Below are 25,070 nucleotides of genomic sequence, written 5' to 3'. Positions count from 1 at the left end.
ATACTATCCTATCTTTTCATAATAAAAATTTTTGAGTAAATTTATATTTTAGATAATACATAGTAATGGACTGGTCGTCCTATCTTTCCATATTCAAGAGTTAGCTTTAACTTTTTTTCATTACACATATGTTCTAAGTATCTCCTAACTGTTACTCTAGCAAGTCCTGTTTGTGAAGATAAATCATCTGATGTAAATTTTTTATCTTTATTTAATATAATACAATCCCATATTTTCTTGTATGTATTTTCATTTATTCCTTTAGTTACTTCATAATAATTATTTGTATTCTGTAAATTATTATCTTCCATATGACTATTTAATATATAATTATCTATAATTTTTTGATTAAGTATATCCTTTTCTTTAAACTCTCTAAAGCGATTTCTATATTGTACTAAAGTTTTTTCGAATCTTTTGAAAATAAAAGGTTTTACTAGGTAATCAACTGCTCCCAATTTGAAAGATTCATCTACAGTGCTTAATGAATTATCAGCAGATATAAGTATTACATCTATTTTCAATTCTTCTTTTCTTATCCACTTTAATAAATCTACACCTTTTCCATCAGGTAAAAATATATCTAAAAGTATTAAATCAGGTACTTTTTTCAATATATTTTCTTTTGCTTCATTAATACTACCTGCTTCTGAAATGATTTTAAAACCATCTATTTTCATCAAAAGTTTATTATTTACTTCTCTAACCATTTTTTATCGTCTTCAACTAGCATAACTTTAATCATATTATATCCTCCTTTTTAAATTTCAATTTTCCATTCTGTCATATCATCATCTGAGCTTAAAAATAGCTTTCCATTACAACTTTCAACGATTTCCTTTATTGAATAAAGTCCAAACCCTCTTTCACCTTTTTTAGTTGTAAATCCTCTCTCAAATATTTTTTCTATTATATCTTCTGATATTCTAGAGCCATTATTTCTTACAATTATATTTAAATTTTCATTTTGAGTTATTTCTAATAATATCCATGAATTATTATTTCCTTTAACTTCTTCAATAGAATTTTCAAGAAGATTTCCAACTATACATAATAAATCTTGGACATTTATATTACTAGGTAGTTCTTTCATATATGATCTATTGCTTAACTCAAAATTTATCTTACCTTCAACTGCAGAATTATATTTTGCTAAAATTAATCCTTAAAGTGATGTATTATCTATTTTTCTTAAAATTTTTATTAAATCATCTTGAACCTCAACAGTATGAAATATATACTCTAAAGCCTTGTCTGCTTCATCTAATTGAATAAGTCCTGCAATAATTTGAAGCTTGTTTAAAAATTCATGGTTTTGTGCCCTTAAATCCCAAGTAAGCTCTTTAACTCCTGTAAGTTCTTCTGCCATTTGAGTAACTATTGTTAAATCTTGAAACGTTACAATTGCACCAAGTAAATTATCTTTTTCATCTAATATACTTGAGAAGTTACTCATTATAGTGATTCCCATTGGTAATCTCATTTCTAAATTAGTTATATTCTTTTTCTTACTTAATACTTCCATTAATAGTTCTTTAATCTTAAAATATACTTCACTTTCCTTCTCTATCTTCAATATAGCTTTTGCTCTATCATTTATTAATGTTATATCCCAAAATTCATTTACAGCTATTAATCCATCATAAATATTGTTTATTATCAACTCTTTTTGTTTTAATAATAATGCTATTTCATTAGGCTCTAATCCAAATATTGATTTTTTAATATTTCTTGCTATAAGCTCTGATCCTATAACTGCTAAAACTATTGTAATTATGAAAACTGGTAATATTTTAATCAAAAAGTCTGATAACTCATTTTTCAAATCATTTATAGATATTCCTACACATGCAACCCCTAAAAATTTATTTTCTTTATATATAGGTTCAAATGCAACCAAAAAATTTCCGAATTCATTATTCCATTCTGAAATAATACTTTTTTTATCTTTTAACACTTTATCAATATCCTTACAATTTGATTTTATACCTATCTTAGAATCTGAAGGATGGGTTTGTATTATTCCTTTGCTATTTGTAATTATTATAAATTGCACTTTTATTTTAGATTTTATAACCTCTAAAGTTTTTTTAATTCTTTCTTATTTCCTATATCTAAATAATTACCTATTCTTTTATTTACAGATATTATATTAGCAATCTTTATTAAGCTTTTTGTTTTTTGACTTTTTAATTCATCTTCAACATAATTTATTGAAGCAATGCTTAAAAAACCTAATATTCCTAATACTATTACTACTGTTAATATCCTTATATTCTTGCTTAACTTCATAATAAAAAGACCTGAAGTCTTTAAAATCACATCCTTTTTTAATTATATACCTTTCTAATTTATATTTTGGCAATAATTTAATGTATTTTCAATATTTTTCTCTGATTTTTAATATGAATTTTTAAAAATCAACAAAAAGAAAGACTAAATAAATTAGTCTTTCTAATTTCTATAAATAAATTTTAATTAAACTAAACTCTTTTCTTTAATAATATTCCACCTATTAAAGCTAGTAGTCCACTAACTCCTATAATAGTTGTATTATGCATCTTTCCTGTAGCTGGTAACTTTATAGCTTTATTTTCATTATTTTTTAATTCTTTAAAAGTATTTTTAACTTCTTCTTTATTAGTTTCAGCTTTAACTAATTCTTTCTTCTTTTCTGCCTCAATATCTTTAATTTCTTGTTTATCATTTTCATCTTCTAAATTAAAATTTTCATTTTTAACATCATATTCTTCTCTTACTGATGAAAATTCCTTCTTAGTTTCTTCTTTACCTTGTACTACTTCACTATTTTTATCTTTTTCTGATTTAATTTCTTTTTTAATCTCTACTTTTGATTCTGATTTTTCTTCTTTTGTGCTTATTGCTGGGTCTTCTGTCTTTGGTGATTCAACTACCTTTGATTCTTCATCCTTTTCTACAGGCTTTATAGCTAGCTTTGATTCTTCCTTCTTTTCTGTTGTAGTCGCTGGTACTACTGGCTTAACAACTTCTTTTTCTATCTTTGGAACTATTTCAATTACTTTACTATTTTCAACTTTAGTCTTTTCTTCAACTACCTTTGATATTTCTTCCTTATTTTCTGTAGGATTTACAACAGGTGCCTTATCCTCTTTCTTTTCTACAGATAAATCTTGCTTTATTTCCTTTGATTCTTCAACAACCTTTTTAGACTCTGGCTTCTTTTCAACTAATTTTACAACTGATGATACTTTTTGATTTGAAAAGTTCTTTTGTTTTATTTTTATACCTGCAACTGGTGAAAAATCTGCTATTTTATTATCATTTAATTTTAATCTGTATAATCCTTTTAATCCACTAAGAGCACTAATATCACTTATTTCATTTTCTGCTAAATTTAATACATATATATTAGTTAAATCTTTTAATGGCGTAACATCTTCTATTTTATTTTGTGCAATTTCTACAATTGATAATTCTTTTAAATTCTTCAAAGGTGTTAAATCACTTATATTATTCCCAATTAAATATATTATTCTAATGTTCTTCATATAACTTAATGCTGATATGTCTTCAACCTTATTATATACTAACTGTAAATTTATTAAATTCTTTAAAGATTTTAAAGGTTCAATATTTTCAATCTTATTACAAGATAAATGTAAATACTTAATATTAGTTAATCCACTTAATGGAGTTAAATCATTTATTTTATTAAAATCTAATGATAAACTATATATTTTCTTTAAATTCTTTAACGGACCTAAATCTACTATATTATTTTGATCTAAATTTAATTTTTGTAAATTAACACAGTACTGAAGTCCTTCTAAACTAGTTATATTACATCCTTTTAAATCTAAAGTTTCAAATTTAGCTAATTGTGCTTTAGTTATTTCTTCACCTTTTGATAATCCTAATTTTAATCTTAATTTTTTATTTAAATTTTCATCCTCTATTTTAACTGTGTCTTTTTCTTCTAATCTTACTGTAGTATTAGATACTCCATTTCTTATTTCGTCAGCATATCCCTTAATACTAGGAATAATCATTACACTTAACATAGTAACACTTAATATAATTGCTTTAATTCTTTTATGCATTTTAATCCTCCAATATATCTTAAAGTAATTACTATTTTACATATTAAAAAATTTCAAACAATATTTTGTTCATAAAAATCTTTAAATTCTTTAATATTTTATTCAAATATATTTCATTAATACTTACTTTTTAAATAAAAAAAGCTTATACATTTTTATTAAAAATGTATAAGCTTAAATTCAAAATAATTTATTTTATTATATTTTCTAAATCTTCAACAATCATGTTGATAACTTCGATTTTTGACCTTGCTGAATCATTATCAGGCATCCATTCTAACCCACTATTAAGACTTTCACCTGTTTCTTTATACTCATTTATAAGCTTCATCAATTTTTCTCTCACAAAAAACATCTCCTAACCTATATGGCAATTTTTACTATATAATAATTCTATTATACCACTAAATTTTAGATTTTATTCAACTGTTACTGACTTTGCTAAATTTCTTGGCTTATCTATATCAAACCCTTTAAGGCTTGCAACATAATAAGCTAATAATTGTAATTGTATAGCTGCAAGAATTGGAGCAAACATATCGATAGTTTCAGGAATAAATAATACTCTATCTAAAACTTCTTGAGCCTTTTCCATACATCTAAAAGTTATTCCAAAATTAATTGCTCCTCTTGATTTTATCTCAACAACGTTGCTAATCATTTTATCAATTAGGTTCTTTTGAGTAAGAATTGAAACAACCTTAGTACCATTTTCTATTAAAGCAATTGGTCCGTGTTTTAATTCTCCTCCAGCATAAGCTTCTGAGTGAATATATGATATTTCTTTTAATTTTAATGATCCCTCTAATGCAAGAGCAAAATCCATTCCTCTTCCTAAGAAGAATATATCATCTTCATCTTTTATTTCTTTTGCAATTTCTTTAACGCTTTCTGTATCTTTTAATACCTCTTCAACTTTTTCAGGAATTAATAATAATTCCTTCTTTAATGTATTTATTTCTTCTTTATTTATCTTTCCAAGTAGTTCTCCAAAATAAATTGCTATTGTATGCATAACAACAACTTGTGTAGTGTATGCTTTTGTTGAAGCTACTGATATTTCAGGTCCTGCCATAGTATATATAACATGATTTGCTTCTCTTGAGATTGTACTTCCTACAACATTTGTAACTGCTAAAGTTCTAGCTCCCATTCTGTTGCAATCTCTAAGAACTGCTAAAGTATCAGCTGTTTCTCCTGATTGACTTAGAACAATTACAAGTGATTTATTTGTAACTATTGGATCTCTATATCTAAATTCTGATGCTATATCAACTTCTACTGGTATTCTAGCTAACTTTTCTATTGAAGCTTTTCCCATAAGACATGCATGATATGCAGTTCCACAAGCTACCATATAAATTCTATCAATGTTTTCTAATTCTTCTTTTGATATTTTAAAATCATCAAAAGAAATACCATGTTCCATTGATACTCTAGAAGTCATAGTATCCTTAATGGCTCTTGGTTGCTCATGAATTTCCTTTAACATAAATGAATCAAATCCACCTTTTTCAGCAGCATCTGCATTCCATGTTACTTTAAATACTTCCTTATCTATCTTATTTCCATTTTCATCAAGAAGTTTCACACCATCTTCTGTAATAACAACAAATTCATTATCTTCTAAAAGATAAACATCTTTAGTATAATTTAAAACTGCTGGTATATCTGATGCAATAAAGTTTTCATCTTCTTTTAATCCAACGATTAATGGACTATCCTTTCTTACAGCTACAAGTTTATCAGGTTCATTATTTGAAATAACACCTATTGCAAAACTTCCCTGTAATTCCTTTGAAGCTTTAACTACTGCTTTAAATAAGTCTCCTTCATAGTAGTATTCTATAAGGTTTGGTATAACCTCAGTATCTGTTTCTGAAATAAATTTACATCCCTTACCTTTTAAAAACTCTCTAAGTTCAATATAATTTTCAATAATACCATTATGAACAACAGCAATATCTCCCTTTGAACTTAAATGTGGATGAGAATTAACATTTGATGGTTCTCCATGTGTTGCCCATCTAGTATGTCCAATTCCAATACTTCCTCTCATAGGAGTTTTCTCTAAGCTTTCTTCTAAATTAGCAAGACGTCCTTTTTGCTTTCTAACTTGAATTTTGCCATTTTCTATAACTGCTACTCCAGCTGAATCATATCCTCTGTATTCAAGCTTTGATAATCCTTCTACTAAAAATTTCGTTGCTTGTCCTCTACCAACATATCCTACTATTCCGCACATAAAAATCTTCCTTCCATATATAAATATTTAATTTTCATCTTCATTAAAGTTTTATCCTAGCTAAATTAAAAATAGGCATAATAATCCTAGGACTACAAAAACCTTAAATTGAAGGTTTTAACACCAAGCTAGATTTGTCCTATAAATTGCTTCATAGTTTTGCTAGCTGTTAACGGTAGTGCGATACCGTGGGGCACCCGCCGAAAAGTTTCGATAACTCCCAACCTCGTCAACTTAAGTGAGTCTCCAAATCTTCGATTTGGCTAGACGAACTTACTCAAAAAGAATGCAATAGCTTTCTTTTTAAGTTTCCTTTTAAAATCCCTCCAAATCTTCGATTTGGCTAGGCAAACTTACTCAAAAATAATGCAATAGCTTTCTTTTTAAGTTTCCTCAAAAGCTTTCATTTCATTAGAATAACTTACTTAAGTTCTGGCGCTTTTTATTTTTTTAAAAATTTATTTCTATAATACTCACTTCCTTTTTTATGAAATTTTATACCTATGATTATTTTATCATAATTTTTTTCTTTGTCTACATAATTAAAATACTTTTCATTTGATATTTTGATACAAATTGCATCACTTTTTCCCTTTTTTATTAAAATTATCAATTAACTTAAGTTTGTCTTTTTTATTTAGCTTTTTAATTTTCCACTCTCTTTTCATTGCATCAACTTTATTTTCATACTCTTCAAAATAAACTAATTCTAGTGGTCCTCTCCCTTTAGTATACTTTGCACCTCTGCCTTCTGAATGTGCCTTAAATCTTTCTTCTAAATTATTAGTCCAACCTGTATATAATGAGTTATCCTTGCACTTTATAATATAAACATAATTCATTTATTTCTATCATCCTTTATAAATATTTTTGTTATTTAAATCATAAAAACTTTTTTTAACATATAAACTTTTACATTGTCTAATATAAAAAATAATAAAATAAAATTAAGAAATTTGCTACTTGTTTTTTATTAAAAATAGTACTACAATATTAAAATAATTAGACGACTAATTAATTTAGAAAGGAGTAGCATATGAGTAATAAGATTGATTTTTCTTTCCATAAACTATTAGGGGAAGTAATAAGATTACATTTTTCATTAAGCCATAAAACCTTAGAAAAAGAAGGTTTATATCCAGGACAACCCCCTCTTTTATATGCCTTATATGATAATGATGGCTTAAGTCAAAAAGAGTTAGCAAAGAAGTTAAATTTAAAACCTGCTACTATAACTGTAATGATTAAAAGGTTAGAAAAATCAGGTTTTATAAAAAGGACTTCTGATGAAAATGATCAAAGAATTTCAAGAATACATTTAACTGAAAAAGGAATACATGCTTGTGTTGAACTTAAAGCTATAGTAACTGATATTGATAATGTTTGCTTAGACAACTTTACAGAAAAAGAAATAGACTCTTTAAAGGAGCTATTAAATAAGGTAAAAAACAACTTAAAAAATCATAAAGAAAAGACACAAAATATTACTTAAGGAGTGAGATTTATATGTTGAAATTATTTAAACATTTAAAGCCTTATAGTAAACAATTAATATTTATACTAATACTATTGTTTATCCAAACTATGGCTCAATTATATCTTCCAACATTACTATCTGAAATAGTTGATACAGGTATAATTAAAGGAGATGTTAATTATATACTAAAAATTGGTGGCATTATGATTTGTGTAGCTTTCATAGGAAGTATATGTACAATTTTTGCCAGCTTTATTTCATCTAAAGTTTCAATGGGGCTTGGTAGAGATTTAAGAAGAAAAATATTTACTAGAGCTGAAACTTTTTCACTAAATGAAATTGATACAATTGGTACTGCATCATTAATTACTAGAACTACAAATGATGTTAATCAAATTCAACAAGTTGTTATTATGATTCTAAGAATGATGGTAACTGCCCCACTTACATGTATTGGTGGTATTATAATGGCAATTTCAGTTAATAAGAAACTTTCACTAATACTTTTAGTTTCAATGCCTATTGTTATTATTACCATATTTGTAATAGGAAAAAAAGGTATGCCAATGTTTAAGGCAATGCAAGTTAAACTTGATAAAATAAATAGAATTTTAAGAGAAAATCTTACTGGTATAAGAGTTATAAGAGCTTTTAATAAACAATCTTTTGAAAAGAAAAGATTTGATGAAGCAAATGATGATTTTACTAATAATGCAATAAAAGTAAATAAAATAACTGCATTATTAATGCCATTATTAATGCTTATATTAAATTTAACTTCTGTTGCAATACTTTGGTTTGGTGCAAATAGAATAAACAGCGGTGTTATGGAAGTTGGTAATCTTATGGCATTCTTACAATATGTAATGCAAATAATGTTCTCACTTATAATGGTAAGTATGTTATTTATAATGATACCTAGAGCTTCTGCTTCTGCTGAAAGAATAAATGAAGTTTTAAATATGGAACCTAGTATTAATGATTCTAATAATTTAATAAATGAAAATAATGAAAAAGGATATGTTGAATTTAAAAATGTATCTTACTTCTATCCTGGTGCTGAAAACCCAGCATTAAATAACATTTCTTTCAAAACTAATCCAGGTGAAACTACTGCAATTATTGGTGGTACAGGATCTGGAAAATCTACTATATTAAATCTTATAACAAGATTTTATGATGTTTCAAAGGGTGAAATATTAGTAGATGGAGTTAATATAAAAAATATTTCTCAAGAGAATCTTAGAAATAAAATTGGTTTTGTTCCTCAAAAAGCTGTACTTTTTTCTGGAACAATTGGTGAAAACTTAAGATATGGTAAAGAAGATGCAACAGAAGATGAATTAATTCATGCAGCAAAAATAGCTCAATCCTATGAATTTATAACTGAAAAAGAAAATGGATTTGAATCAATAGTTGAACAAAATGGTAAAAACTTCTCAGGTGGTCAAAAGCAAAGACTTGCTATAGCTCGTGCTTTAGTTAGAAAACCTGAAATTTATCTTTTTGATGATAGTTTTTCTGCACTAGATTTTAAAACAGATGCAAAACTTAGAGCTGCCTTAAAAAGTGAAACTAAAAACTCTGCTGTTATTATAGTAGCTCAAAGAGTAAGTACAATAATGGATGCTGATAGAATATTAGTTTTAGATGAAGGTAACATTGTTGGCATTGGTACTCACAAAGAATTACTTAAAAACTGTGCAATTTATCAAGAAATTGCCTCATCACAACTTTCAGAGGAGGAACTTTCAAATGAGCATAGATAAAAATAATAAAAAAAATAATGGTTTTATGGGTGGAAATCGCGGTGGACATGGAGTTGTAATGGGCGGTGAAAAAGCCAAGAACTTCAAAGGTACAAGCATAAGACTTTTAAAATATTTAAAACCACATAGAATTAAATTAATTGTTGTAATCTTTATGGCTATAATAAGTACAGCATTTACTGTATTTAGTCCAAAATTACTTGGAGAAACTATTAACGTAATACTTGAGGGTATGATCGCTAAATTTAAAGGGATTCCTGGAGCTTCAATTGATTTTTCCAAATTAACACATTACATCTTATTACTTTTATTCTTTTATGTATTAAGTGCTACATTCATGTATTTACAACAATATATAATGGCTGGAGTTGCTCAAAATACTGTAAGGGATATGAGACGTGATGTTGATGAAAAATTAAATAGACTTCCAATGAAATATTTCGACTCTAATTCAAAGGGTGATATATTAAGTAGAGTTACAAATGATGTTGATAATATAAGTAGTACTCTTCAACAAAGTTTAACTCAATTAATTACAGCTGTAATTTCAATGATTGGTATTACAATTATGATGCTTACAATAAGTCCATTGCTAACATTAATATGTATTTTAACTCTTCCCATATGTGTTATTGCAACTAGACCTATAATTGGTAAATCACAAAAGTTCTTTACAGCTCAACAAAGGGAACTTGGTAAGCTTAATGGACACGTTGAAGAAGTTTATACTGGTCATACTGTAGTTAAAGCTTTTGGACATGAAAAGAAAGCTATTAAAGAGTTTGATGAAATCAATGATAAATTATATAATTCATCCTGGAAGGCACAATTTATGTCAGGTTTAATTATGCCTTTAATGAATTTAATAAATAATATAGGCTATGTAATTATTGCTGTTGTTGGTGGTATATTAGTTACAAAAAATAAATTAAGCGTTGGATATATACAATCATTTATTCAATACTCAAGACAGTTTACTCAGATGATTAATCAAACTGCCAATATTGCAAATATTCTTCAATCAACAATGGCTTCAGCAGAAAGAGTATTCGAAATATTAAATGAAGAAGAAGTAGTTAGTGATCCTATTAACCCTTTAACTCTTGATAACCCTAAGGGAAATGTTGATTTTAAACATGTTAAATTTGGTTATGACAAAGATCAAATATTAATGAAAGATATGCAAGTATCTGCTAAGGAAGGTCAAACAATTGCAATTGTTGGTCCAACAGGTGCTGGTAAAACAACTTTAATAAATCTTATGATGAGATTTTATGAATTAAATGGTGGAGAAATAACATTTGATGGAGTTGATATAACAAAATTTAGTCGTGGATATTTAAGAAGCATGTTTGGTATGGTACTTCAAGATACTTGGTTATTTAATGGAAGCATTAAAGATAATATTGGTTATGGTAAAGATGATGCTACCTTTGAAGAAATTGTTAGAGCTGCAAAAGCTGCACATGCAGATCACTTCATAAGAACATTACCTAATGGCTATGACACAATATTAAACGAAGAAGCTTCAAATATATCTCAAGGACAAAAACAATTATTAACTATAGCTAGGGCAATACTTGCTAATCCAAAGGTATTAATATTGGATGAAGCAACAAGTTCAGTTGATACAAGAACAGAAACTTATATTCAAAATGCTATGACAAGACTTATGAAAGGTAGAACAAATTTTGTCATTGCCCATAGACTTTCAACAATTAAGGATGCTGATTTAATATTAGTTATGAATCATGGTACTGTTATAGAACAAGGTACTCATGATGAACTACTTGAAAAAGATGGTTTTTATGCAGATCTTTATAATAGCCAATTTTCTCAAGATGAAATTACCGCTTAATATTTTAGTAAAAAACTCTACTTATATAAGAAAAGAGTGTCGACAAAAATTCGGCACTCTTTTACTTTTATATTAAATTAACTAAAATAACTTTATGCAATTTTAATAATTGAAAAATAAGCTATATTTTCTCCAGCCACTGGAAGCACTAAATTTACTTGATTATTCATAGTAACATATATTACTGTTCCAGCTTCTAATCTCACAATCCTATCAAATACGGCAGTATATGGAAAGCTTATACATCCAAATAAAGGAACAATATTTCCTTCTCCTATTCCATTTATTATTAATGAAGAAAGTGCTGAACATCTAGGAATAATTATACTAAATGTTATTCTATAATCTCCTTCTTCCATTACAGTTAAAGTATCATTTGTATTAGTTATAATTGAAGAATTATTAACTGCTATATCATTAAAAAGTTGTAATCTTCCATTTATCTGTTCAATACTACTTCTCTTAACATAAGAAGCAAATTCAGAAGGATCATTTGCCCCTGTTGGACCGGTTGGTCCCGTTACTCCGGTTGCTCCGGTTGATCCTGTTGGACCAGTTGCTCCGGTTGATCCTGTTACCCCTGTTGCTCCTGTTGATCCGGTTGCTCCTGTTGGTCCCGTTACTCCTGTTGGTCCTGTTACTCCTGTTGCTCCGGTTGGCCCTGTTACTCCGGTTGGTCCTGTTACTCCGGTTGCTCCTGTTACTCCTGTTGGTCCGGTTGGTCCTGTTACTCCTGTTGCTCCGGTTGGCCCTGTTACTCCGGTTACTCCTGTTGCTCCGGTTACTCCAGTTGTACCAGTTGCTCCTGTTGCTCCGGTTGGCCCTGTTACTCCGGTTACTCCTGTTGCTCCGGTTACTCCAGTTGTACCAGTTGCTCCTGTTGCTCCTGTTACTCCGGTTGCTCCGGTTGCTCCTGTTGGACCAACAGCTGAACATAAATCTCTTAGATATAAAAAAGGTTTGCAACGAGTATTGCTAGATCTAAATATTGCAAGTCCATTACTATCTGCTGACACATCTATTAATATTTCATCAATTCTATCGACACAAATATCCCTAAACATTTCTGATAAATCTATAGATATATATCTTCCTTCGTCAAATTCATTTATTCTACTTGTAACACACCTATCAACTATAATGGTTTTCCTTTCATCTAAAATTCTTACACATAATTTAATTAGTATACTTCTTACAAATCTTAAATTATCAAAAAATAAATATAGTCTAATTAAATTTCTATCAATACATGAAAAATTTTTATCTATATCAAATCTCAATAAAAAGCAGCATTTGGTTGAATTACAATTACATCTATTGTTACAATTGCAAACTACTAATCTATCACATACTTCTTTACCATCTCCATTTAAAAACTGTCTTTCTTCACTTGGTGTGATCTTAATCTTCATAGTTACCCTCCTTATTCATCTTAAAGTTAATCCCTTATTACTAATATATAAAAAGACTAATATAAGGTTAACAAAAATATAAAATCACATTATAATGAAGTAGTTTCATAAAAATATAATTTATCTTTATCTTATTAATAAGTTGACAAAAATATTTATTAAGAGTATAGTTAACTCATAGCAAAACATAATATCGCGGGATGGAGCAGTTGGTAGCTCGTCGGGCTCATAACCCGAAGGTCGTAGGTTCAAGTCCTGCTCCCGCAACCATAAAAAAGATAGTTTTTTAAACTATCTTTTTTTTATTCTACAATTCCATATACTCTTGTTGGTGACCCATCCGCGCTTTTTAATTTTAATGGTGATAATATTATTTTAAACTTAGAATTTATTTTATTTAGTGAACATAAATTTTCTATTATTATCTTCCCTTTAGATAATAATATTTTATGATTTATTAGTTCTTCGTTATTTTCTCCATCTACTGATATACAATCTACCCCAATTCCACATAAACTTTCAATATTTCCTAGGAAATTTGCTCCTTCAACACTTAATATAGGATATTCACTAAAATATTCATTTTTATTCCAATATTTTTCCCATCCTGTTTTCAATATTAAATATTCTGCATTTTCTATTTCTTTTATATAATTAATCAAAAACTCTTTATCTATAATTTTTACATTTCTGCAATCAATAATAATAGCCCTACCTATAAATTTTTCTATATTAACTTCATCTAATCCAACCCCATCCTCAAATATATGTTTTGGTAAATCTATATGAGTTCCTGTATGAGTTGTTAGCTTAATTTTTAATACATTATATCCATTTTCTTTTATAGTTGATAAAGTAGTTATTTTTGCTTTTTCTTCTTCTGAATAGGCACTCATTCTATCCTCTATAAAATGAGTTAAATCAAAAACATTCATTTTATCATCTCCTTTAAAACTCTTATTTATTCATAATTCTAATTCTATAATTACTATATAAATAATATCAATTTATTGACACTTTAATATATTAATACTAAAATATATTATATAATATAAAATATTAATTTATAAATGTGCTAGGGGTGCCAAATTGGCTGAGAGATGCTTTGTAAGCATTAACCCTTTAACCTGATCTGGTTAATACCAGCGTAGGAAAGCAATTAAGTTTTCATGCGTCCTTCTAGCACAATATAGGAGGTTTTTTTTATGGAATTTTTTAAAGACTGGGGTGAAAGATTTAGTAAACTATATACTAATCTTCCAGAAAAATTTGAAACTATTATCAAGGATCCTATGGTAATACTTACAATAATTGCTTGTTTAGCTATATTTATCGCTATATTTAAGTTTAAAAAGATTAAACTTAATGCTAGAATTATAACTCATATTGGAATTGCACTAGCTCTTGCAACTATACTTAATGTATTTAGACTTTATAGATTCCCTCAAGGAGGTAGCATTACTTTAGGTTGTATGGTTCCTATATTAATAATTGCATTTGCTTATGGAAAAGAAGTTGGATTTTTAACTGGATTTTTATATGGATTAATAAATTTATTAACAGACCCATTTATAATCCACCCAGTACAAATGTTATTTGACTATCCACTTCCATCATTAGCAATGGGACTAGCTGGTTTAAAAGTCTTTAGAAATAAAAGATTGCTTGGAATATTTGTTGCTTTTTTCACTAAATTCTTATGTCACTTCATTTCAGGAGTTGTATTCTTTGGATCTTATGCTCCAGCTGGAATGGGAGCTGTTTTATATTCATTAATGGTAAATCTACCATTAGTTGGTGCTGAAATGGTTATTTGTATGGTTATAGTAAAATTAATACCAACAGAAAGAATTATTAAAATGATTAATCCAAACTACATAAGTTTTAAACCAATAAATGCTTAATATAAAAAAACTCTCTGAATTACTCAGAGAGTTTTTTATTTTTTTATAATACCATTTTTATAAATCTTAGTTTTACCTAAGCTATTTGTTTAAAAAAATCCATCATAGTTAAATTATATTGAACCTCATTAGATAAATTTTTATCCATTTCAAATCCAATTTTCTCAAAAACCCTTCTTGATCTGTTGTTATCATATTTAACCTTTGCTATAACTTCATTAACTCTCCAGTCAAAAAATGCAGTTTTTAATCCTTGTAAAACTACATTAGGACCTATTCCCTTTCCCCATTCATCCTTATTTCCTATTGCAATTACTATCTCTGCTTTATCTCTTTTGGGAACTAATTTTAAAAAGCCTATTGGTTCTTCTTTCTTATCAATCATAAAAAAACTTCCATTTTGATTAAAAATAGGTGTAAGAACTGGGTTATTAGAATTTTCAATTATATTTTTAATATGTGTACAAATTTGACTATCTTCATTTAAATATCTAGTAATTTCAAAATCATTTAACCAATCAATAATCATTAATGCATCATCTCTAAAAACTTCCTGTCTTAATGATATATTGCTTCTTTTCATTTGTTTCACCTCTTAAATTTATAGTAGCCTTAATTAATTTTCAAAAAAATCAACCTTTTTTATTTTAACTCTTTAGTTAAATTTTGTAATTAATTCAAGCCTAATCCATATAATTTAATAAGGTTTATCTCACTTTATCTTTGTTTACCTGCATTTATCTTATAGCTGTAATTAAAATCAATAAAAATGAATTAAATGTAATTAAATTGATTTTATTTACAAAAAATAATTTTTTATTATATTTTCACACAAAAAAAGACTAATAACAAATGATTATTTCACTTATTAGTAGTCCTTATTATAAAAAATTACTTACATTTTTCTAATATCATATTTGCTAAATTATGAGCTAATTTATCAATTTCTTCTTGATCTTCTCCCTCTAGCATAACTCTAACTAATGGCTCTGTACCTGAAGGTCTTATTAAAACTCTTCCTTTTCCATCCATTAATTTTTCCATTCTTTTTATTTCTTCTATTATTTCTTTATCCTTTAAATAAATATCCTTCATTTCATTAGGAACTTTAGCATTTACTAAAACCTGTGGAAGTTCTTTCATTATTGAACATAATTCACTTAATGGCTTGTTATTTCTCTTAACTATTGATGCAACTTGAAGTGCTGTAACTAATCCGTCCCCTGTTGAATTACATTCTAAGAAGATTATATGTCCTGATTGCTCTCCCCCTAGAACATAACCACCATTTCTCATTTCTTCTAAAACATATCTATCTCCAACTTTAGTTTTTAAAGTTTTAATTCCAAGCTTTTCACAAGCAATATTTAATCCTAAATTACTCATTACTGTAACAACTAAAGTATCATCTTTTAATCTTCCAATATCTTTAAGATGTTTTGCACATAATGTTAATATAAAATCTCCATTTATTAAGTTACCTTTTTCATCTACAGCTAAACATCTATCTGCATCTCCATCAAAGGCGAAACCTAAATCACAACCTTTTTTAACTACATAATCCATTAATTCTTCTGGATGAGTTGATCCACAATTTTCATTAATATTAGTACCATCTGGATTATCGTTTATAACATATACATCAGCCCCTAAATCTCTAAATGCTTTAACTGATGCCTTATAAGATGCTCCATTTGCACAATCTAAAGCTATTTTCATACCTTTTAAACTTGATGATATAGTACTTTTTGCAAACTCAATATAATCATCTAATGCAGAAACTTCAACTATCTCTCTTCCAAGTGAAATTCCTGTTGGACTTGGAACACCTTCAAAATTTGTTTCTATTACTCTTTGTATTTCATCTTCTAATTCGTCTGAAAGTTTGTATCCCTTACTATTAAAGAATTTTATTCCATTATATTCTACAGGATTATGTGATGCTGAAATCATAACTCCTGCATCAGCTCCATATTGTCTAGTTAAATGCGCTACTGCTGGAGTTGGTATAACTCCTAAAATAACAGCTTCTGCTCCAACTGATAATATACCTGCAACTAAAGCAGCTTCTAACATATCTCCTGATATTCTTGTATCCTTTGCAACTAATATCTTTGGCTTATGAGCTGCTTCTGTTAATACATATGCTCCTGCTCTTCCAAGATTATATGCAAGTTCTGCTGTAAGTTCAGTATTTGCAACTCCTCTTACTCCATCAGTTCCAAACATTCTACCCATAAAATTTTACCTCTTTCTTCTATTTCGTTTTACATTTAAAATTCTAACTTTTTCAACTACTATATAGTATAATATTTTATTTATTTATTGACAACTTTTAAAGGTTAATCCTGTCTAAAACAAGATTATATCCATCACTTCCATAATTTAAACATCTATTAACTCTGCTTATTGTAGCCGTACTTGCTCCTGTAATCTCAGCAATCTCAGTATATGTTTTCTTTTCCTTTAAAAGTCTAGCTACATACATTCTTTGAGCTAGAGCCTTAACTTCTGTTATTGTTGCAACATCCTCAAAAAACTTATAGCACTCCTCTTTATTTTCTAATTTTAAAATAGCTTCAAAAAGAACATCCATTTCTTTGCTCTTTATCTTTGAATTAACTGAGTTCATAATAAAATCCTCCATGATATATTCTATTAACATTATATCATTTTTACTTTATTAATTCATTTGTTTATCATACAACTGTAACATTCATTACTTTTCATTAAAATCTTCATCTTTAAAATTTTCCTTCACATTAAGTTCTCTCATTTTATCATATATCACTTTAGTTGGAACAAGCCATACATCACCAGTTCCTCTATAAACATTAAGAAGTCCTTCTCCACTTGTTGTGCTTCCAATTATTGTTGTAGCTGACTTTTCAACTGAAAATTCAATATCTCCACTTCTAAGTATTGCAAAACTTCCATCAACTTTTAATGTATCATTATTTAACTTACATCTAAAAATCTCATCTTCTGGAACAGGAAGTTCTAATGCAACTATTCCAGATCCATATATTTTAGTTTGGAATAATCCTTCCTTTCCAAAAAGCATTGATGAAATATTTTTTTGACTAATTGGAGAAAGTTCAACTCCTTCCTCACAAGCTAAAAAAAGACCATCATCAACAACTATCCAATCATCTTCAAGCTCGATAAGGGCATAATGTTTAAATGAAGGTTCTAAAAATATTTCTCCTTTACCTGAATAAATAGGTTTAAACATTTCTTCACCTGTTAATTTACTTGAAATAAATTTTTTAGATAATCCAAGAACTCCTCCCGTTTTATTAATTATGTCAATATCACCTTTCATATAACTTAAGGCTCCACTTTCTATTTTAACTTTACTATCATCTAATAATATTCTTATTTGCTTAAGCTTAATTCCAGATTTATTAATTGTATTTAAATCAAAAGCTGTGTCTACTTCAGTCGCTCCTTTTAATTCATCATATTCTAAAACTTGAAACCTTGAATCATTTGTCATTTGTGCAATCATTGTTAACTTATTTTCAAATTTTAAGCTTGTCCTCATAATAAAACCCCTTATCATTTTTAATAATATGTATAAAAAAAGATATATCTAAATTATAGACATATCTTCCTTAATTATTCAATAAATTACTAATTATGTATAGCTCTTAAAAATTATTTATGATTTATTTTAATGTTTTAACTAAGTTTTCTGAATCTAAAACTTTAGTTATTCTAATTCCAAAGTTTTGTTTAGAAACTACAACTTTTCCATATGCTATTTTTTTACCATTTGCAAGTATTTCTACCTCTGCATCTTCTAAAGTATCTAATTCAATTATAGATCCTTTTCCAAGGGACAAAACCTCATTTAATGACATTTTTGTTCTTCCTAATACTGCAGTTATTTCTATCGGTATATCTAATATTCTAGCTATATTATCTATCATATTTTATCTCTCCCTACTAATAATATCAGTTATTTGAACACCTTTTTTAGATCCCACTATTCCAGACTTTGCTTTATATGTATCTGCTCCACCTATACTGACTATAATATCATCATTAATTTGTTGATTTAAAAGAACCACATCCCCTTCTTGAAGCTTTAATAAATCACTTATATTTATATTTATAGTTCCAAGTTTAGCCTGTATATCCATATTAACATTTTTTACATATTCAAAAATTTCATTAGAAAAAATATCATTTAAATTTTCTTCTTCTTCTGAAGTAACATTTATATTTACTAAAGTATTTATAACAGATTCCATACTTTTATAAGGTGTACAAAATTTCATTTTACCAATATTTTTATTATTAACTATCGCTCCAATTATTGATTCAAATACAATATCTTTACCTGTAAGTCTTTGATATTGAGCTGGAGTTGTATATATATTTGTTATTTCTACATTATTATATTCATATGGTAAATATATTCTTTGTAATAAACCTTGTAATAAATATCTTATAAGTTCTAAATCTATACTTGTAGGTTCTCTATCAGTATTATTAACTATACCACTTCCACCTAGAAGCAAATCTACTAAACTAAGTACAACACTTTTATCTATAAATAAAGTTAAATTTTGAACATTAGAATCAATATTATATTCAATTATAATATCATCCTTTTTTGTCATTTCTAAAAAATCATCATAACTAACTTGATTACTTGTTTCTAACTGAAACTTAAATCCTTCTTTTTTTGTTTCATAGCTTATTTGTAAGTTTGAAGTTTTGCAAAATTCTTCGCTCATCATTACTAGATGTCTTATATTTTCTATAGAAAACTTTTCACTTTTCTTAAAATCATATAATCGTACATCATTCATATTTTATCCTCTTTCTTATCTTGATTGTAAGTTATTTATCATAGACCACATGTCATCTGCTACCTTAAAACTTTTACTAGTTAATTGAAATGCTCTTTGAGTTGTCATTAAATCAGTCATTTCCTCTACTAAATTAACATTTGACATTTCAGTATATCCCTGCATAATATTACGATTTTTCTCTATGCTTATTTTTGTTCCTTTTTTAGGATAATATAAATTATCACCAATTGATAAAAAATCCATATTTCCATCAGATTTATATGTATTAATATTTGCAACCTTTTTATCATTAACAAATACTTCTCCTAATTCATTAATAATAAAATTATTATCTTTAAGCCCTATATTAGAATAATTATTATTTCCGATAAACTGCATATCTAATATGTTTCCATTGCTATCTACTAATTTCCCACTAGAATCTACATTAAATTGTCCATTTCTAGTATAAGCATATGTATTATCATTTTTAATTACCCTAAATAAACCTTTTCCGTCTATAGCTAAATTGCTATTTTTATCAGTTTTAATTAAACTACCTTGATTAAAACATCTAACTCCTTCAGTTGCCCTAGAGCCTGTTCCTATGTTTGTCTTTTTATCATTTATAGGAAAGGAATCTCCTTTCATACTTTTTCTAATTAAATCTTCAAATTTAGTATCTAACCTTTTATAACCTACAGTATTAACATTTACAATATTATTGGATATTATATCTATATTATCTTGAGTAGCTCCCATACCATTTCTAGCAATATTAATTATATCAAACATATAAATTCACCTACCTAACATTTCCTATTTCATTAGCTATTTTACTTAAGGTAGAATCCATTATTTGAACTACTTTTTGATTTGCTTCAAAAGCTCTTAAATTGCTCATTAATGATGTTGTAGCATCAATAATATCAACATTTGATCTTTCTTTATGACAATTTTGTATTTTATAATTAGTGCCTTTAATTGGATTTTCACCTTCTATTAAGTTTTGTCCAGCTTTTCTTAAAGTTTTATAATCTTTAAAATCTACTATATTAAACTTATAACTTATCTTTGAATCTAATAAAATATTATTATTTTTATCCATTGTTATTTTAGCGTTTCCAACCCTTATTGGTTCTACATTATTATTATTTTGATTTATTCCAATAACTTGATATCCTGAACTATTAACTAAATATCCATCCCTATCTATTCTAAAGCCACCATCTCTAGAATATTTTGTATTTCCCTTTTCATCTCTTATAGTAAAAAAACCTTTTCCCTCTATTGAAAAATCTGTATCATTATTTGTTTCAACAATTAATCCTTGAGAGTAATCAGTATTTATATTATCAACTCTAACTCCAGGATTTAAAGTTCCTAAATTTTGTCTTCTACCTTTTCCATTTACATATCTATCTTTATTGCTTAATACCATATCATCAAAAGCTTTTGATATAACACGCTCACTTTTATACCCTGTTGTTTTTATATTTGCTATATTATTACTTAATACTTCTTGCTTTGCTTGCAAGTTAAGCATAGCAGATATTGATGAATACATTCCTCTTAGCATATTAGTCCTCCTAATTTATGTTATAATTCATTTTCTTTATTATATTTCTTAAATTAACAATTGCCTTACTATGTAATTGAGATACTCTAGATTCTGATATTTCTAATATTCTTCCTATTTCTTTTAAGGTAAGTTCTTCATAATAGTATAAAGATAAAATTAATTTATATCGTTCCTTTAAACTATCTATAGCCTTTGCTAAAATTTCTATTTTTTCTTCATCTTCAATAATGCTTGATGGAGTTTTCTTTTCATCATCTTTTATAGTATCAATTAAATTAATATTAGTATCTCCTTCAAAAATAATACTGTCTAAAGAGGTAATACTCATTTTATAAATACTATTTTCAATTTTCTTTATTTCATCTAAATTTATATTTAAATACTTAGAAACTTCAATATCAGTTGGCTCTCTAAATAATTTATTTTGCAAATTAAAAACTGCATCATTATAATTATTTATTTTAGTAACATCATTTCTTGATATAGGTGATTGTCTTCTTATTTCATCTATTATTGAAGCTCTTATTTTTAAACTAGCATAACTTGAAAATTTACAGCCCTTAGTATCATCAAAAGTATTAAATGCCTCCAAAAGACCAATAGTTCCATAACTTACCAAATCTTCATACTCTATTCCAATACTATTATTTTTATATTTAGCTGCAATATATCTAACAAGGTTAATATTTTCTAATATGTATTTTTCCTTATCCATTTTAAGTTACCTCCTAGTTAAATATTTACTACTGCACTTGCCCTTATTTGAATATCATTTGGAATTTCATTAAGTGATAATATTGATACATTAGGAAATACCATTTCCACAAGTTTTCTAAAGGGAGCTCTTATTTTAGGAGATACTAAAATTACTGGTATATTATTATAAAAATCTACACTTTCTATAATTTCTTTAATACTTGTAAATATTTTATTTGTGCTTTCAGGGTCTACTGCTGGATAAGTTCCATTCATAGACTTTTGAAGATTGTTTGATATTAAGTTTTCAACATCACTAGATAATGTAGCTACTGTTATATAATTATTTTCATCTACAAGTCCATTACAAATACTTTTATTTAATGCCATTCTTACATACTCTGTTAAAAGTTCAATATCTTTAGTGTTTACTGCATTATCTGCTAAAGTTTCTAAAATAGTTACTCTATCTTTAATTGAAACTTTTTCTCTAAGTAAATTTTGAAATACCTTTTGTACTTCTCCTAATGTCATTAAATCTGGTATTAATTCATCTACAACTACACTATACTTTTCTTTAGTTGCATCCATTATAGCTTTTACTTCTTCTCTTCCTATAAGTTCATAAGCTTTATCTTTTATAATTTCTAATAAATGCGTAACTAATATAGTTGATGGATCTACTATTGTATATCCTCTAAGTTCTGCTTCTTCAACCTTATCACTACTTATCCATTTAGCCTCTAATCCAAAACTTGGTTCCACAGCTTTTATTCCTTCTATATCTAATCCTAACCCCATAGGATCCATACATAAAATCATTGTTGGCATTAATGCATAAGTTGCTACTTTATTACCTCTTATTTTTATACAATACTCATTTGGTTCTAATTGAAGATTGTCCCTTATCCTAATAGGTTGTAATATTATTCCCATATCAATTGCACATTGTCTTCTTATTGAGGATATTCTTTGCAGTAAATCTCCTCCATTACTTTCATCTGCAAGAGGAATAAGACCATATCCTATTTCAACTTCTAAAACTTCTACATTAATAAGTTCAGTAACATCCTCAACATCATTTGCTGCAACCTGCTCTTCAGTTCCTTCTTCTAATTTATTTTCTTCTTCCTTAGCTTTATTTTCATTATTTCTTAAAACAAATCCAATTAAAAGAAGTCCAACACCTAAAGTAAAAAACGTTAATGTTGGCAGCCCCGGCATAAGTCCTAAAATAAATAAAACTATTCCAGTCATCATCATTGCTTTTGGTATAGATGTAAGCTGCTGACCAGCTAAACTTGCAAAACTTTCATCACTATCAGCTCTAGTAACAAGTATACCTGCTGATGTAGATATTAATAATGCTGGTATTTGACTAACAAGACCATCCCCTATAGTTAGTCTTACATAGGTTTGAGTTGCTTGTACAAAATCCATATTAAGCATTACAACGCCAATAATTATTCCTCCAATAATATTAATTATTGTAATAATTATCCCTGCAATGGCATCACCTTTAACAAACTTAGATGCACCATCCATAGAACCATAAAAATCTGCCTCTTGTTGAAGTTCTCTTCTTCTTCTTTTTGCAGTAGCTTCATCAATCATACCTGCATTTAAATCTGCATCAATACTCATTTGTTTCCCTGGCATAGCATCTAATGTAAATCTTGCTGATACTTCTGAAACTCTACCTGAACCATTAGTTATAACTACAAATTGAATTATTATAATAATTAAGAAAATAATTATTCCAACAACATAATTTCCTCTAACAACAAAACTACCAAAAGATTCAATTACATTTCCTGCATAACCTTCTCCTAAAATAAGCCTCGTTGAGGAAATATTTAATCCTAGCCTAAAAAGAGTTGTTATTAATAATATAGTTGGAAATATTGATAGTTGAAGTATATTAGTTGAAAAAAGTGTCATTAATAAAATCAACACTGATAAACTAATATTTAATACTAATAACATGTCTAATATAAATGGAGGTAGTGGTATTATAATCATTAAAATTATTCCAATAACTCCAAATCCAACAGCTATTTCAAATCTATTTTTTTTACTCATATTTACCATATTTTTTAGTTCCTCTACCTATTTTTCTTGTATCTATTCTTTATCTTGTATACAGCTACTAAAACTTCAGCAACTGCTGAGTACATTTCTTCTGGTACTTCTTCATTAACCTCTACTTCTTTATATATAAATCTAGCAAGAGGTTTATTTTCTATTATTGGTATATCATTTTCTTTAGCTATTTTTCTTATATTCATAGCAAGAACATCAGCACCCTTTGCAAGTACTACTGGTGCAGAATCAATCTCCCTATCATATCTAAGTGCAATAGATAAATGAGTTGGATTTGTTACTACAACTGTTGCATCTTTTGTGCTTTGTATCATTCTTGCATTTGCCATTTCCCTTTGCTTTTGTTTTATTTGACCCTTTACTTGTGGGTCACCTTCTGCTTGTTTAAATTCATCTTTTATTTCTTGCTTACTCATTTTCATCTTTTTATTATGATCATAAAATTGGTATGCAAAATCTAAAACTCCAATTACAACTGCTATTAATATAGCTATGTAAAATAATTTTTTTACTATTAGAAATATTACATATATAAGGTTTGGAAAATAAATATCTCCTGTTCTTAATATTTCTCCATAATTATTTTTAACAAAAGAATATCCTATATAACTTAGTATTATTAATAAAAGTGTATTTTTTAATAAGCTAACAAAAGCTTTTTGCGAGAACATATTTTTAAATCCGTTAATTGGATTTATTTTTGAAAATTTAGGTTTTATTGCTTCTTTTGTGAATAATAATCCTGTTTGCATTACATTTGCTATAACTCCGATACACAATATAATAAGTCCAATTGGTAAAAATATTTTAAGAAAAATAACTATACCATTATTAAGTAATGTTTTGACTATTTCTTTATTAAAATCTGTATTAAAATCAAGTCTTAAAAATGATGCTATTAATGTTTTTAATTCCCCTATTGCAAAATTAGACATATAAAATATAGACATTACAGAACCTATTAGTGTTAATGCATTTATAGCTTCCTTACTTTTTGCAACATTACCTTTTTTCCGCTCATCCTTCTTTTTTTTAGGGGTGGCTTTTTCGGTTTTTTCAGATATATTATTCACCTCCAAATCTTTATTTTTAAATTTTATACTAACTTTTAAACTAATGTTTGTTTTAGCTAAAACT

The 25,070-nt window shown here is 27.2% G+C and carries 25 protein-coding genes, 1 tRNA gene and 1 riboswitch; of the genes, 5 read left to right on the top strand and 21 right to left on the bottom strand.

The annotated features are described in order from the left end of the window. Positions 1 to 41 precede the first annotated feature (41 nt). The 8 genes from J2Z53_RS08260 to J2Z53_RS08225 all read right to left on the bottom strand — a co-directional run bounded on the left by J2Z53_RS08260 (position 42) and on the right by J2Z53_RS08225 (position 7,169). Positions 42 to 710, bottom strand: a complete 669-nt coding sequence (locus J2Z53_RS08260) for a response regulator (RefSeq protein ID WP_234925808.1) — start codon at positions 708 to 710, stop codon at positions 42 to 44. Positions 711 to 760: 50 nt separating this feature from the next. Further along, on the bottom strand, positions 761 to 1,093 hold the full coding sequence (locus J2Z53_RS08255) for a sensor histidine kinase (RefSeq protein WP_209797016.1): 333 nt from the start codon (positions 1,091 to 1,093) through the stop codon (positions 761 to 763). A gap of 72 nt (positions 1,094 to 1,165) precedes the next feature. Beyond that, on the bottom strand, positions 1,166 to 2,062 hold the full coding sequence (locus tag J2Z53_RS12960) for a Spo0B domain-containing protein (protein ID WP_327786708.1): 897 nt from the start codon (positions 2,060 to 2,062) through the stop codon (positions 1,166 to 1,168). Positions 2,063 to 2,079: 17 nt separating this feature from the next. After that, the gene (locus J2Z53_RS08245; RefSeq protein WP_209797014.1) at positions 2,080 to 2,292 is read right to left on the bottom strand and encodes a hypothetical protein; all 213 of its coding nucleotides are present in this window, start codon (positions 2,290 to 2,292) and stop codon (positions 2,080 to 2,082) included. A 191-nt stretch (positions 2,293 to 2,483) separates the two neighbouring features. Then, positions 2,484 to 4,082 carry a leucine-rich repeat domain-containing protein gene (locus J2Z53_RS08240; RefSeq protein WP_209797013.1) on the bottom strand — a complete coding sequence of 533 codons (1,599 nt, stop codon included), beginning with the start codon at positions 4,080 to 4,082 and terminating at the stop codon, positions 2,484 to 2,486. A 190-nt stretch (positions 4,083 to 4,272) separates the two neighbouring features. Then, the gene (locus tag J2Z53_RS08235) at positions 4,273 to 4,428 is read right to left on the bottom strand and encodes a hypothetical protein (RefSeq protein WP_209797012.1); all 156 of its coding nucleotides are present in this window, start codon (positions 4,426 to 4,428) and stop codon (positions 4,273 to 4,275) included. A gap of 72 nt (positions 4,429 to 4,500) precedes the next feature. Further along, complete coding sequence (glmS, locus tag J2Z53_RS08230) at positions 4,501 to 6,327, bottom strand: glutamine--fructose-6-phosphate transaminase (isomerizing) (RefSeq protein ID WP_209797011.1); 1,827 nt, start codon at positions 6,325 to 6,327, stop codon at positions 4,501 to 4,503. Between the two features lie 581 nt (positions 6,328 to 6,908). After that, positions 6,909 to 7,169: a GIY-YIG nuclease family protein gene (locus J2Z53_RS08225; RefSeq protein ID WP_209797010.1), complete on the bottom strand. Its 261-nt coding sequence runs from the start codon at positions 7,167 to 7,169 to the stop codon at positions 6,909 to 6,911. Between the two features lie 194 nt (positions 7,170 to 7,363). Between J2Z53_RS08225 and J2Z53_RS08220 the strand changes: the two genes are divergently transcribed. Genes J2Z53_RS08220 through J2Z53_RS08210 form a run of 3 tightly spaced genes read left to right on the top strand, consistent with a single transcriptional unit; the run spans position 7,364 to position 11,431 of the window. Next, positions 7,364 to 7,819, top strand: a complete 456-nt coding sequence (locus J2Z53_RS08220; protein ID WP_209797009.1) for a MarR family winged helix-turn-helix transcriptional regulator — start codon at positions 7,364 to 7,366, stop codon at positions 7,817 to 7,819. A gap of 14 nt (positions 7,820 to 7,833) precedes the next feature. Beyond that, a complete protein-coding gene (locus tag J2Z53_RS08215; RefSeq protein ID WP_209797008.1) occupies positions 7,834 to 9,573 on the top strand; it encodes an ABC transporter ATP-binding protein in 1,740 nt (579 codons plus the stop codon). Then, a complete protein-coding gene (locus J2Z53_RS08210) occupies positions 9,560 to 11,431 on the top strand; it encodes an ABC transporter ATP-binding protein (protein WP_209797007.1) in 1,872 nt (623 codons plus the stop codon). Before J2Z53_RS08215 ends, J2Z53_RS08210 begins: the two co-directional genes overlap by 14 nt. A gap of 92 nt (positions 11,432 to 11,523) precedes the next feature. On the opposite strand, the gene J2Z53_RS08205 is transcribed toward J2Z53_RS08210, so the two are convergent. After that, positions 11,524 to 12,843: a collagen-like protein gene (locus tag J2Z53_RS08205; protein ID WP_209797006.1), complete on the bottom strand. Its 1,320-nt coding sequence runs from the start codon at positions 12,841 to 12,843 to the stop codon at positions 11,524 to 11,526. A gap of 194 nt (positions 12,844 to 13,037) precedes the next feature. On the opposite strand from J2Z53_RS08205, the gene J2Z53_RS08200 reads away from it, so the two are divergent. Next, positions 13,038 to 13,113, top strand: a tRNA-Met gene (locus J2Z53_RS08200). Positions 13,114 to 13,145: 32 nt separating this feature from the next. Here J2Z53_RS08200 and J2Z53_RS08195 read toward each other — a convergent pair. Then, on the bottom strand, positions 13,146 to 13,778 hold the full coding sequence (locus J2Z53_RS08195) for a cyclase family protein (RefSeq protein WP_209797005.1): 633 nt from the start codon (positions 13,776 to 13,778) through the stop codon (positions 13,146 to 13,148). A 132-nt stretch (positions 13,779 to 13,910) separates the two neighbouring features. After that, positions 13,911 to 14,014: riboswitch (TPP riboswitch) on the top strand. 34 nt (positions 14,015 to 14,048) lie between these two features. On the opposite strand from J2Z53_RS08195, the gene thiT reads away from it, so the two are divergent. After that, positions 14,049 to 14,747, top strand: coding sequence for an energy-coupled thiamine transporter ThiT (gene thiT, locus J2Z53_RS08190; RefSeq protein ID WP_209797004.1), 699 nt, complete (start codon positions 14,049 to 14,051; stop codon positions 14,745 to 14,747). A gap of 76 nt (positions 14,748 to 14,823) precedes the next feature. On the opposite strand, the gene J2Z53_RS08185 is transcribed toward thiT, so the two are convergent. From J2Z53_RS08185 to flhB, 11 genes are all read right to left on the bottom strand, one after another. Further along, positions 14,824 to 15,330, bottom strand: a complete 507-nt coding sequence (locus J2Z53_RS08185; RefSeq protein ID WP_209797003.1) for a GNAT family N-acetyltransferase — start codon at positions 15,328 to 15,330, stop codon at positions 14,824 to 14,826. 308 nt (positions 15,331 to 15,638) lie between these two features. Continuing rightward, positions 15,639 to 16,985: a phosphoglucosamine mutase gene (gene glmM, locus J2Z53_RS08180; RefSeq protein ID WP_209797002.1), complete on the bottom strand. Its 1,347-nt coding sequence runs from the start codon at positions 16,983 to 16,985 to the stop codon at positions 15,639 to 15,641. Positions 16,986 to 17,082: 97 nt separating this feature from the next. Next, positions 17,083 to 17,379 (bottom strand): YerC/YecD family TrpR-related protein, encoded by a 297-nt coding sequence (locus J2Z53_RS08175; protein WP_209797001.1) that lies wholly within the window; start codon positions 17,377 to 17,379, stop codon positions 17,083 to 17,085. Positions 17,380 to 17,466: 87 nt separating this feature from the next. Continuing rightward, on the bottom strand, positions 17,467 to 18,294 hold the full coding sequence (locus J2Z53_RS08170) for an AIM24 family protein (RefSeq protein ID WP_209797000.1): 828 nt from the start codon (positions 18,292 to 18,294) through the stop codon (positions 17,467 to 17,469). Positions 18,295 to 18,418: 124 nt separating this feature from the next. Next, on the bottom strand, positions 18,419 to 18,682 hold the full coding sequence (gene fliN, locus J2Z53_RS08165) for a flagellar motor switch protein FliN (protein ID WP_209796999.1): 264 nt from the start codon (positions 18,680 to 18,682) through the stop codon (positions 18,419 to 18,421). A 3-nt stretch (positions 18,683 to 18,685) separates the two neighbouring features. Beyond that, on the bottom strand, positions 18,686 to 19,570 hold the full coding sequence (locus tag J2Z53_RS08160; protein ID WP_209796998.1) for a FliM/FliN family flagellar motor switch protein: 885 nt from the start codon (positions 19,568 to 19,570) through the stop codon (positions 18,686 to 18,688). A gap of 15 nt (positions 19,571 to 19,585) precedes the next feature. Further along, complete coding sequence (locus tag J2Z53_RS08155; RefSeq protein WP_209796997.1) at positions 19,586 to 20,347, bottom strand: flagellar hook-basal body complex protein; 762 nt, start codon at positions 20,345 to 20,347, stop codon at positions 19,586 to 19,588. Positions 20,348 to 20,357: 10 nt separating this feature from the next. Next, positions 20,358 to 21,131, bottom strand: coding sequence for a flagellar hook-basal body complex protein (locus J2Z53_RS08150; protein ID WP_209796996.1), 774 nt, complete (start codon positions 21,129 to 21,131; stop codon positions 20,358 to 20,360). Positions 21,132 to 21,141: 10 nt separating this feature from the next. Then, positions 21,142 to 21,849, bottom strand: a complete 708-nt coding sequence (locus J2Z53_RS08145; RefSeq protein ID WP_209796995.1) for a sigma-70 family RNA polymerase sigma factor — start codon at positions 21,847 to 21,849, stop codon at positions 21,142 to 21,144. 17 nt (positions 21,850 to 21,866) lie between these two features. Beyond that, positions 21,867 to 23,912: a flagellar biosynthesis protein FlhA gene (gene flhA / locus J2Z53_RS08140; protein ID WP_407927656.1), complete on the bottom strand. Its 2,046-nt coding sequence runs from the start codon at positions 23,910 to 23,912 to the stop codon at positions 21,867 to 21,869. A 23-nt stretch (positions 23,913 to 23,935) separates the two neighbouring features. Then, entirely contained in the window at positions 23,936 to 25,006 is a 1,071-nt protein-coding gene (flhB, locus tag J2Z53_RS08135; RefSeq protein ID WP_327786707.1) for a flagellar biosynthesis protein FlhB, read from the bottom strand. Positions 25,007 to 25,070 lie beyond the last annotated feature (64 nt).

It is taken from the genome of Clostridium moniliforme (assembly GCF_017873235.1).
In the GTDB taxonomy this organism is placed as follows: domain Bacteria; phylum Bacillota; class Clostridia; order Clostridiales; family Clostridiaceae; genus Clostridium; species Clostridium moniliforme.
This window is presented reverse-complemented; position numbering and strand designations above follow the sequence as displayed.